This window comes from Thalassospira sp. MCCC 1A01428 (assembly GCF_002115825.1).
Classification (GTDB): Bacteria; Pseudomonadota; Alphaproteobacteria; order Rhodospirillales; family Thalassospiraceae; genus Thalassospira.
On record NZ_JFJZ01000024.1, the window covers coordinates 62,226 to 72,742 of the forward strand.

12 protein-coding genes and 1 riboswitch are annotated in these 10,517 nt (G+C 51.0%); of the genes, 3 read left to right on the forward strand and 9 right to left on the reverse strand.

Annotated elements, in window-relative coordinates; genetic code table 11:
- Positions 1-53: 53 nt before the first annotated feature.
- The 7 genes from THS27_RS17020 to THS27_RS17050 form a co-directional block, all read right to left on the reverse strand.
- On the reverse strand, positions 54-596 hold the full coding sequence (locus THS27_RS17020) for a DUF924 family protein (protein WP_085593006.1): 543 nt from the start codon (positions 594-596) through the stop codon (positions 54-56).
- Complete coding sequence (locus THS27_RS17025) at positions 593-1,291, reverse strand: energy-coupling factor ABC transporter ATP-binding protein (protein ID WP_085593007.1); 699 nt, start codon at positions 1,289-1,291, stop codon at positions 593-595. Before THS27_RS17025 ends, THS27_RS17020 begins: the two co-directional genes overlap by 4 nt.
- Entirely contained in the window at positions 1,273-2,055 is a 783-nt protein-coding gene (gene cbiQ / locus THS27_RS17030; RefSeq protein ID WP_085593009.1) for a cobalt ECF transporter T component CbiQ, read from the reverse strand. Before cbiQ ends, THS27_RS17025 begins: the two co-directional genes overlap by 19 nt.
- Positions 2,052-2,780, reverse strand: coding sequence for a hypothetical protein (locus THS27_RS17035; protein WP_085593011.1), 729 nt, complete (start codon positions 2,778-2,780; stop codon positions 2,052-2,054). The genes cbiQ and THS27_RS17035 overlap by 4 nt, the downstream gene beginning before the upstream one ends.
- Before the next feature lie 3 nt (positions 2,781-2,783).
- Positions 2,784-3,545: a cobalt transporter CbiM gene (cbiM, locus tag THS27_RS17040; protein ID WP_246833001.1), complete on the reverse strand. Its 762-nt coding sequence runs from the start codon at positions 3,543-3,545 to the stop codon at positions 2,784-2,786.
- Between the two features lie 17 nt (positions 3,546-3,562).
- Positions 3,563-3,752, reverse strand: a riboswitch (cobalamin riboswitch).
- 152 nt (positions 3,753-3,904) lie between these two features.
- Positions 3,905-4,708: a DUF4198 domain-containing protein gene (locus THS27_RS17045; protein WP_085593013.1), complete on the reverse strand. Its 804-nt coding sequence runs from the start codon at positions 4,706-4,708 to the stop codon at positions 3,905-3,907.
- On the reverse strand, positions 4,705-4,920 hold the full coding sequence (locus THS27_RS17050) for a hypothetical protein (protein ID WP_085593015.1): 216 nt from the start codon (positions 4,918-4,920) through the stop codon (positions 4,705-4,707). The genes THS27_RS17045 and THS27_RS17050 overlap by 4 nt, the downstream gene beginning before the upstream one ends.
- An 86-nt stretch (positions 4,921-5,006) precedes the next feature.
- Between THS27_RS17050 and THS27_RS17055 the strand changes: the two genes are divergently transcribed.
- The 3 genes from THS27_RS17055 to THS27_RS17065 all read left to right on the forward strand — a co-directional run bounded on the left by THS27_RS17055 (position 5,007) and on the right by THS27_RS17065 (position 7,054).
- Positions 5,007-6,290, forward strand: coding sequence for a right-handed parallel beta-helix repeat-containing protein (locus tag THS27_RS17055; protein WP_085593017.1), 1,284 nt, complete (start codon positions 5,007-5,009; stop codon positions 6,288-6,290).
- A gap of 1 nt (position 6,291) precedes the next feature.
- Positions 6,292-6,492 carry a hypothetical protein gene (locus THS27_RS17060; RefSeq protein ID WP_085593019.1) on the forward strand — a complete coding sequence of 67 codons (201 nt, stop codon included), beginning with the start codon at positions 6,292-6,294 and terminating at the stop codon, positions 6,490-6,492.
- 121 nt (positions 6,493-6,613) lie between these two features.
- Positions 6,614-7,054 carry a MerR family DNA-binding transcriptional regulator gene (locus tag THS27_RS17065; protein WP_085593021.1) on the forward strand — a complete coding sequence of 147 codons (441 nt, stop codon included), beginning with the start codon at positions 6,614-6,616 and terminating at the stop codon, positions 7,052-7,054.
- Between the two features lie 99 nt (positions 7,055-7,153).
- On the opposite strand, the gene THS27_RS17070 is transcribed toward THS27_RS17065, so the two are convergent.
- On the reverse strand, positions 7,154-9,853 hold the full coding sequence (locus THS27_RS17070; protein WP_085593023.1) for a bifunctional acetate--CoA ligase family protein/GNAT family N-acetyltransferase: 2,700 nt from the start codon (positions 9,851-9,853) through the stop codon (positions 7,154-7,156).
- A gap of 234 nt (positions 9,854-10,087) precedes the next feature.
- Entirely contained in the window at positions 10,088-10,408 is a 321-nt protein-coding gene (locus THS27_RS17075; RefSeq protein ID WP_085593025.1) for a hypothetical protein, read from the reverse strand.
- Positions 10,409-10,517 lie beyond the last annotated feature (109 nt).

The following is a 10,517-nucleotide window of genomic DNA, read 5'->3' on the forward strand; positions in this document are numbered from 1 at the left end:
TGGTAAAATGAGAAAAGCAGGTGTGCGATTTTGTTCGCGCACCTGCTTTTTTATTAAAATGATGATCCTGGTTGTTGTAAAAATAGAATTTCTTCCGGCGAGGATGGCCGCCCCAGTATTTCATTGCGATGTGGATAACGGCCAAAACGGTCAATAATCTGCTTGTGACGTTTTTCAAAATCCAGATTGTTTTCCAGTCCCGGTTGATCAAACAGCGTCAGGGCAATGTCATGAATGGCTTCGGATTCCGAATGCATATAAGGCATATATAGAAACAGCCTTTCTGATGCGGTTGTCAGTGCTGCATCAGCTTTTTGCAAGATAGCTTCCTGTGCCAGAACCAGCGCGAGTGTGTCGCAGGCAAAGGCCTCGGCCCGGTCGCGAAACATATTGCGGGAAAACTGGTCAAGAATGATGATTTCGGCCAGGCGTCCTCGTGCGGTTTCGCGCCAGTAATAAAGCTCGCCAATTCGCGCTGCTGCATGAAAATCGGCAAAACGTTCGTCGATGTGGCGGTCAAGCGCGGTATCTTTTTCAAACCATTGTTTGGTGGTCAGTTCGTTGAACCAGAAATTTAAAATCTCGTCCGGATTCATGATGTTGTTCCTGCCGTGATGTTTTTGATTGTTTCGTGTCCGGAAATCAGATCACCATTGTGTAACGTTACCTGGCGGGAGGCAACCTGATCGAGAAAGGGCTGGTTATGTGAAATGATCACCATCGCTTGTGGCAAGTTTTGCAAAATACTGGTGAGGCGGTTTTCAACAATGTGGTCAAGACCGTTGGTCGGTTCATCAAGCAACAGGATTTCCGGTGCCATTGCCAGTACCGTTGCCAGGGCGACCAGCCGTTTTTCGCCACCTGATAACTGATGAGTAATACGGTTCTCAAAACCGGACAAGCCAAGGTCGGTCAAAGTTTTATGTGAAATTTCAAGGGCATCAGCATCGCTATAGCCCAGATTTAACGGGCCAAAGGCAACATCTTCAATCACGGTAGGGCAAAAAAGCTGATCGTCGGAATCCTGAAACAGCAAGCCGACCTTGCCGCGGATGGTGCTGAAATCCTTTTCGGTTTTACAGGTTTTTTGCAAGATAGTAATGGTGCCGGTTGTTGGAATTTGCAGCCCCATCATAATATGCAGCAGTGTGCTTTTTCCGGCCCCGTTCGGCCCGGTCAGGGCAACTTTTTCACCGGCAGCCAGAGAAAAATCAGCGTGATTTAGAACCGGTTTTGCGGGTGAAAATGCAAAACAGATATCGCGCAGCACAATCAGATCAGGGGCGGACATAGAGCCTCCAGCGTGATGAGCATCACCAGAATTACCGCCATAACCAATAAAAACATGTAATCGGATTTTGCCGGGCGCGGCAGATGGGTGAAATGAAAATGCCCGTGAAAGCCACGGCATTTCATGGCCCATACAATTCGCTCGGACCGGTCATGCGCGCGTACCAGCAACATTCCCACCAGATACCCTGTCATTTTCCAGCTGTGCCGGTTGCTACGCAAATGAAAGGCACGGGCACGCATTGCCTGGCGCAGACGTAAATATTCGTGATGTAACACATCGATGTAGCGCACGGTGAACATCAGCAATGTTGTCAGTTTGGTTGGTATATAAAGGCCCATCATGCCACGCCCCAAATCTGTGCTGCCCAACGATCCCAGAAATGCCATCACTGTGAAAATAACAGCATTGGCCTTCAGGCCGATCATGACCGCCTGATAAATTCCTTGTTGTGATGCCGTGTGGCCCCATACGGTGAAAACCGTATCGCCGGGATAGGTGAAGGGCAGCAACAGCAGGGTGGCAAAAATAAAGCCGTCCATCGTCAGCACCCGGCGCAATGTTTTACGCCATTCTGGCAGTGACAGTGCCACCATAACTGCAGCCGCCACGATGGTGGCCACCACAGCTTGCCAGCTTGTGATGGAAACAATAAAAACAGCGAAGATGATCGTGCAAATAATGCGAAAACGCGGGTCGATAACGCCAATCATCCCGGTTGTCGTATTCCGGCTGGCCGGTGACAGGACGATATGGCGGCTCATTTCGATGTGTTCGATATTTTCTGGCGTGCCTGCCACCACGCAATTATGCCAAAAATACCAATAATAATACCAAGTCCACCGATGATATCGGAAAAACGAACCTTGTTTTCATAAGCCACAATTTGTTCGCGTAGCGGATTTACCTGTTTGGCAACGGCATGACTGACCAGTTGCGAAAGTTGTTCCGGCGTTATTGAAACATGCTGCGAGGCCGTGTTTTCATCCGTCGTCGATGCGACCATGTCGGAGGCAGCAGAAAAAGAGGTTGCGGTGTCTGATGCACTGCCAGCCGGGTTAAGTGCCACAACAGTTCCGATCGCATTGCTTGTCGCCTTTGGCAAGGCGTCGGAAAGTTCGGATGATTTAAGCAAATAGGATGCCGCGTGGCCGTCGCCAGTATTGGCACGGATGACATAGTCATCCAGATGGTCCACCTGCAAACGAAATTCGCCGTTCGCGTTGGTTTCGCCTTGCAGTAAGATCTTTCCCGCGCCGTTTTCGACCGACAGCTTTGCATGTTGCGGGCGTGCGCCGCCGCCGAAATAGGCGTAGCCTTCAATGATGTTGCCATCCCCCAGCGCAAATACATGAAAGCTGTGTGCCCTGGCAGTGACGGGCAGGGCGAGTATGGCAATTGTCAGCACGGCAAGCACCAGCGCCGTAAAGGCGTTTTGGGACAGGCGGGTTTGGAAAAAGTTTGGATGGATAGCGGACGCTGATGTCATAAGTCAGGCCGCCAGGCTGGTGTTTGGGCCTGATAACAACAAAGCGGGGCGAACCTTTTTAATCAGTCCAAAGGCCGCTGCCGTCAGGAAACCTTCAACAACCATGATTGGAATGTTGGTGACAAAAACAAGTCGGGCGGTTGCGACAAATTCCTGCCCGCTTAGGGCAAGTGATAATCCGACCATGATGGCACTAAGCATAATGGAAGATGACCCGGCAAGAAACGCGGCAATCATCATGGTGCGTCCTTCGGTGCGGGCAAGTATTGGGCCAAAGATCAGCCATACAACAATGGCGGGCAACGCCATATTGACGGTATTAACGCCCAGAACCGTAATGCCACCGAACCCGAAAAAGACAGCCTGTAAAAGCAGGGCAATAAACACTGCCGGAACCGCAGCCCAGCCGAGTATCAACCCAAGCAAACCATTCATGATCAGATGAATGCTGGTAGGGCCAATTGGCACATGAATGAGAGAGGCGACGAAAAAAACCGCACTAAGCAGGGCAATACGCGGCATATTTTCAATGGAAACCTGTCGTAAACCAAGGGCAATGCCGCCCACTGCAATGACTGCACCGGCAACTACGACCTCGGTTGATAAAACACCATCCACAATATGCATTGGTCGCCCTTTATTGAGCTGGCTCCGGTTGGTGCCAGCTTGGTTCATCGTTGTTGTAAATATCGGGGAAAGGTCCATAACGGTGGAAAGGACCGACACAGCAAGGGTTATGTGCCCGCTATCATCGCGCCGTTCCACCGGTACACCCCGCCCGATACAGCTTTTGTGATCAAGGCAGGTTTCCTGGCTTGCGCGTACAATTTTCGCCTTTCCGGAATGTTCCAGTGGCCATTGAAAATTCTGGTCGCTTACAGTTGCGGGGGCAGCTACGGCATGGGCAAAATTACGGCACCGTATTCCCTTTTATCCGGGCGAACCCGGATCACCCTGATCAGACTGTAAACTAGGGGCGGAATAGCTTGAAAGTCAAGCGTGGCCACGCTGTTTTTCATATTTTTTATGAAAAGTTATGACGTAATGTAATCAGATAAAGGTTTGTTTTTGTGCGATTTATCTGAAAAATTCGTCATAACTTTTCATTTCAGGAACATAGAGGGTTAGTTGCTTGTTTGGGCCGGATTATCGGTTTTGATCCATAGCACGCCACCGCGTTCAACCGGTGCATTGGCTTTGCCGTCAGGGGTTGGCAGGGTGCCATCCTCGATCAGGGCCGCAAAAACCCACCAGCCAGCCCAGGGTGTTGTATAGGAAAATGTCCCATTGGCATCGGCCTTGATAATCTGGGTGGAAAAGCTGCCATTTGGCAATTTTACGCTGCCATCATTGCGAAATTCCACTTCGATTTCGGCAAAGGGAACCGGTTTGCCATTATGTTTGACAATGCCGCTAAAACTATTGCCTGCCCACAGGCCATAAGGCCGGGACAAGGGTTCGATTTCGACCGGAAAGCCAACCATCTGGTCCCAATTGCTGCCATCGCCAAAGGCATCAATGACGGTTTTGGTATATTGGACAATGTATTTGCCTTCGGCGGGTTCGTAGTAAGGTTCTGGTTCAATGTAAAAAACATATCCTGCTGGCCGTGGCAGGATAACATCGGCCTGATATGCCTGTTTTCCATCGACATCGTGGCGGGTTAACTTGTCCAGAAGGTCGGTTTTCTGACCATCTACCTGCATACCAAATTGTACCGGGTATGCCATTTCCATTGTTGGTCCCATATCGGTGGGGTGGGTGAAGACCATGTCAAAATGCACATCCTTACCCGTTTCCTGATCAATGACATTTGTGGTGGGGATCAGTTCCTGAAAATGTGCCTGTGCGGCACTTGATACACAGGAAAAAACGACAAGGCTGGTGGCGAATGCCATCCTTGTCGATGGTTTAAGGAATTGCATCATTTTACCCTTTCTAACGCGATAAATTCGGTTGGTTGGCAGACGCTAATTTCATCAGAATATTTCGTCAAGTGACTGGAATCACTTTTATCATAAAAAATAAAAATTCGTATGAGGTTCAGTTTGTCTATGTAATGAATGTCATTATTGCCCTTATTTTGCTGTTTCCCGGCATTGTAAAAAGGTGTGCCGGGATAATGTTGTTCTGTTTCCACGTGTGGTGTCCCGGTGGTATGGTTATGCTGTGTTTTCAGGCTTCATCACCTCAGGCTGATGGAATGACGGGACAAGGGGACCAGCAATGCTGCGAATGATTTATGTGACACCCGATGGGGGGCATCACTGGGTTGATAGTGAGTGGCGCGATACCAAAACTCTACGCGCTGCCATTGATGACAGTCAGCCAGGCGATTTGATCCGCCTGTTGCCGGGGAACTATTTTCTGCCAGAAGCCATTGATTTGCCCTGTGACGGCACCGCGGCCGAGCCGATTATTATTCGCGGAGAGCACGGTGCGATCATTGATGGCCGTCGGCCACCTGACCCCGAAGTATCGGCTACCAGCCCCGGTGCCACACGTTATGCTGCATTTCGCATGGTTAACCGGTGTCACATCCGGCTTGATAACATCCGGATCGAAAGGTGCTGGCCCAGTGCTGTTTACATGGAAAACAGCCACCATCTGACCTTCAAGGACATGCAGATAGTCGGGGGAACTTATGCTTTTTACGCTGATGGTCCGGCATGTCGGCATTTAACGATCGTACGATGTGACTGGGTGCAGGACGATAGCCTGTGGCGTTACATCAATTGGGCGATGGTCCATGACGGCGAACTGGTGCCGGGCGAAAAGGCCCCGTATCGCTATTTGAATGGTGCCTTTTTTGGCAGCAACAATATTGCCGGGGATGTGGTTATTCGCGGCAACGATATCCGTCATTGTTATAATGCGATCCGTCTGGATCTGTCGGATGAAAATCAGGATGCCCCGCTAGGGCAGTTCAATTGCAACGTTGTGATCAGTAATAACCGGTTTTCCTTTGTGCGTGATAACCCGGTGGAACCCGAAACTGTGGCCGTGAACTGGTGGGTTTTTAACAATCAGCTATACAACTGCCATAAATGGTTTTCCCAGGACGGTGTTCGTGGTGGGTTTTGGTATTATTTTGGTAACCGTGGCTGGTTTGATTCACGGCCAGGACCGGAGGGGGATGAGAATAATGGCGGAGCCGTTTTCAAATTTGGCAAAGACCCCGATGCCTTGCCGACATTGCCATTTGAATGTTTTCACAACAGTTTCTATTTGCGTCAGCAATATGTAAAAAAAGGCACCACCCGTAACTGGCGGCACCGCCGTAATGCCCTTGGCTATGCCGATAGTGCCGAATTGCCACCAGGATTAATGACGCCAGGGCAGCCGTTTCTGGGAGAAGACCTGGTTTTGTCTGCTGCCGATAATGTGTCGTTTGACGGGGATTTATGTAATCACCCGACTTTTCCGGAAATTTTCGAAAATTATCCCGGGGTTTATCTGGGGGGGAACCCGGGCCAATGGGCCTGTTTTCCGCGCCGGAATTTGTGGTGATTTGGCCCTGGTACCGGGCAAGGCAGAACCCTTTGCACAGCCATTGGCCGTTGAAATGCCCGATGGGACGGTTTGGCATTCAGCCAACGGGCTGATGCCAGGGGCGCTGGATGGCAACGGGTTGTTTGATGGACCAAAATATCGCCCGATCGATCGTGACTATCTTCAGCAATGTCTTGGAGATGACCATAATGATGCTTAAACGAAAGTTGCGTCAATTCGATAACAGGTGGTTTTCTACTTACGTTAGCGTAAATTTATTGACTTTGACGTTGGTCTAAGGTGATGCTGGTGGTTGGGTGTCTTAAGCATAAGAAGAACAGATGAACGATAAACTTTACAGCATTACAGAACTTGCCGAAGAGTTTGATATCACGCCCCGGGCCATTCGTTTTTATGAAACCAAAGGATTGCTGTCTCCGCAAAGGGCGGGGGCAACACGGGTATATAATTATCGGGACAGGGCGCGGCTGGTTTTGGTTTTGCGGGGCAAACGGCTGGGGTTTACGCTGGAAGATATTAAGGAATATATCGACCTTTATGATGCGGACCGAAGCCACGCCGAACAGTTGGCGCATTTGATGCTGGTCGGGCGCAAACGCATTACCGAGCTAGAGCAGCAGCTTGACGATGTGCAGACGACACTGGGCGAGCTTAGAAAAATAGAATCCGAAGCTGCCGACGCGTTACGCAGCCGCGGCCTGGATCCGGAAAAATCCGTTCACGACATCAGTAAAAAAATGCCAGCGAAAGCCGGTGCTTAGTCGCTTTGTTGTTTGCGGTGTTTTTGCGGATGCAAGCAATATCAAACACCCCGCCAGGCTGGTATCTGGCGGGGTGTTTGTTTTGACATGGATTAGATGTTACGCGTGCGGTTTGTTTGGCTGGCCCAGCGGCAAAGTGACTTCGAAAACTTCTTCGTCTTCCAGATATTTGCGGCTAAAGCCAAGTTTTTCACACAGCGTGAGCATGCGGCGGTTATTAGGCAAAACCTGACCAATAAAGGTTGCAACACCTTTGGCACGGCAAAATTCGATCATTTTTTCCATCAGGATCCGGCCAAGGCCACGCCCTTTGATGTCGGAGCGCACCATGACAGCGTATTCTGCATGTTCATTGTTCGGGTCAATCGCGACCTGAACAATACCGTGAATATCACCCTGTGATGTTCCGTTCGGGACGGTGGCGACGAAGGCCATTGCGCGGTCATAATCCAGCTGGGTTTGACGGGCCATTTCCGAATGCGGCAATTCGCGCACCGAGCCAAAGAACCGGAAATGAATATCCTCGGGTGTCAGTTTTGACATAAAGGCATAATGGGCTGGTTCATCTTCGGGTTTGATCGGGCGAAGCATATATTTAGTGCCGTCTTCCAGCACAATTTCCTGTTTCAAATGGCGCGGATAGGGGTGAATAGCGAGGCGTTTATCGTCACTTTCCACTTTTGGCGTCACTTTGATGCGGGCATCCAGGGCGATCACGCCTTTTTGGTCAATCAAAAGCGGGTTCATGTCGAGTTCAACGACTTCACCGAGATGCACCACCAACTGCGATAAGCGCACCAGCGTCATATAGAGTTCTTCCAGATTTACCGGCGGAACATCGCGATAGCCTTTAAGCAGGTTATAAATGCGTGTGCCTTCAACCAGTTCACGGGCCAGCTTCATGTTAAGGGGGGGTAATGCCATGGCACGGTCGCGTACCACTTCCACCTCAACACCACCATGTCCAAACAATATCACCGGGCCGAAAATCGGGTCGGTGGTCATGCCGACAATCAGTTCGCGGGCGTTTTGGCGTTTGACCATTTCCTGGACGGTGAAGCCGCGCAAACGGGCATCGGGGAATTGTTTGCCAATGTTTTTAAGCATCTTGGTTGCGGCACGATGTACTTCTTCACCGCTTTCAAGGTTCAAAACAACGCCGCCGACATCAGATTTATGGCTAATATCATCCGACAGAATTTTAAGCGCTACCGGGAAGCCGATCTTTTCGGCTGTGGCCACTGCTTGTTCGGTGGTTTCAACCGACAGGGTTTTAACCGTGTTGATGCCGTAACAGTCCAGCACGGCCTTGGCCTCGGGTTCGGTCAGCATGGTGCGCCCGGAATGGATGGCCAGATGAATAATGCCGCGTGCCTTGTCGATTTCCGGGGTAAAATCCTGGGGCACTGACGGCGGTGTTTCCATCAGCAAATCCTGCAATTTGCGATAATTCACCATATGCTGGAACGCGGCCACGGCCTGTTCGGGGGTGTTATAGGTCGGAAGACCGGCTTCGTTAAACAAAACACGGGCAGGGGCCACGGTGGCTTCGCCAACCCAGTTGGTCAGGATGTTCTTTTTGCTGTTTTTAACCGCATCAATAACCCCACGGGCAACTTCAACCGGGTTGGTAATGGCGGTTGGGGCATGCATGACCAGCAAGCTGTCAATATTTGGATCTGCCAATACTTTGTCGATGGATTTGGCATACCGTTCGCCTGGTGCATCACCGATGATATCAACCGGGTTGGCATGGGACCATGTATCGGGCAAAACGCTGTTCAGGTTATCGATGGTTGATTGTTCCAGATGGGCAAGGTGGCCGTGGCGTTCAATCAGGGCATCAACGGCCAAAACGCCAATACCGCCGCCATTGGTGATAATGCCAAGTTTATCGCCGCGAAACGGCCGCATCCGTGACAGGGTTTCAGCTGCCGAAAACATTTCTGCGATGGTATAGACCCGCAAGACGCCAGCGCGTTTGATGGCGGCGTCAAAAACATCATCGGCCCCGGCCAGCGCGCCGGTATGGGATGCGGCGGCGGCGGCACCTTCGGCAAAACGGCCCGATTTGATGCACAGGATCGGTTTGTTGCGCGACGCAGCACGGGCGGCAGAAATGAAACTGCGACGTTCGTGAATCGATTCGATATATAGCATGATTGCCCGGGTATCGGGATCGGACCCCAGATAATCAATTACATCGCCAAAATCGACATCATCGCATTCCCCCAGCGACACGAAATGCGAAAATCCAACCCCGCGTGCGGCGGCCCAGTCCAGCACGGCCGTACACAAGGCGCCGGATTGCGACACAAAGGCGATTTTACCCTTGCTGGCACTTTGATGGCTAAAGCTGGCATTCAGGCCAATTGGTGGCACCATCAACCCCAGGCAATTAGGCCCTAAAAGGCGCATTTTATTACGCGCTGCAATTTCAAGCATTGCCTGTTTCACGCTGCGCGTTTCATCATACGGTACCGAGCCAAGGCCCGCAGTCAGAACAATGGCAGCTTTGCACCCCTTGCGATCCAGGCATTCCATCACCGGGATAACAGCTTGAGGGGGTACGCAAATGACGGCGAGTTCCGGCACCACGGGAAGGTTTTCAACATCGGGATAGGCCAGAACCCCGCCAATGGACTGGCTGCGCGGGTTAACCGGCATTATTGGCCCGTCAAAGCCGCCTGCCAGCAAATTGCGCATGATGACCTGCCCAACCGAATGCGGGCGGTTAGAGGCGCCAATAACGGCGACTGACGACGGCTTGAAGAGGTGTTCTAGGTTGACTGTACTCATAACCGAATTCCCGCTTTGCTGTCTGAATGGACGCCGCGCTAGTGTATGCGCCGTGTGACCTGTTTTCGGGGCAGTATGACCCGATCAGAATAACTGCTTTTCGCAGGTGCGGAAAATATTTCGTTTGGCGCTCATGCGCCTTGTTCTGAATCAAAACCGCAACAGGCTTCACATTTCTGGAACAAAATTGTGCTGCTGCAGGGTGAAGTAAGACAGACTGGAATGCAAACAGCTTTAGTGCAGGTGCCCGTCCGGTGTGTGATCAATATCGTGACGTTCTGATTCTTCCAGCCATTGTTCCACTTCTGCTGCACCGCCCATAGCCAGAGCAATGGCAACATCGTTGTGTACATGATCCAGGCTGTCAAACATCGGGCACCAGCCAAATGCCTGTATTCTTTCATCGGTGGTCGATGCAATGGTGAAAAGGTCGCCATCAATCGGATGGACCGTACCGTGAATAACATCGTTGTCACCAACAATCAGCCAGCCGTCGCTTGACCCGCCAAGTGTGCCCAGTTGAACTTTGCGCAATTCAATTTTTGCAATTTTCATTGGTGTTTCCTTTTGCTGATCGCACCGCATGATAGGGTAGAGTGCCTAAAAGAAAAAGGGACCGAACAAAACGTTCGGTCCCTTTTAAATTGGCTCCGGCAGCAGGACT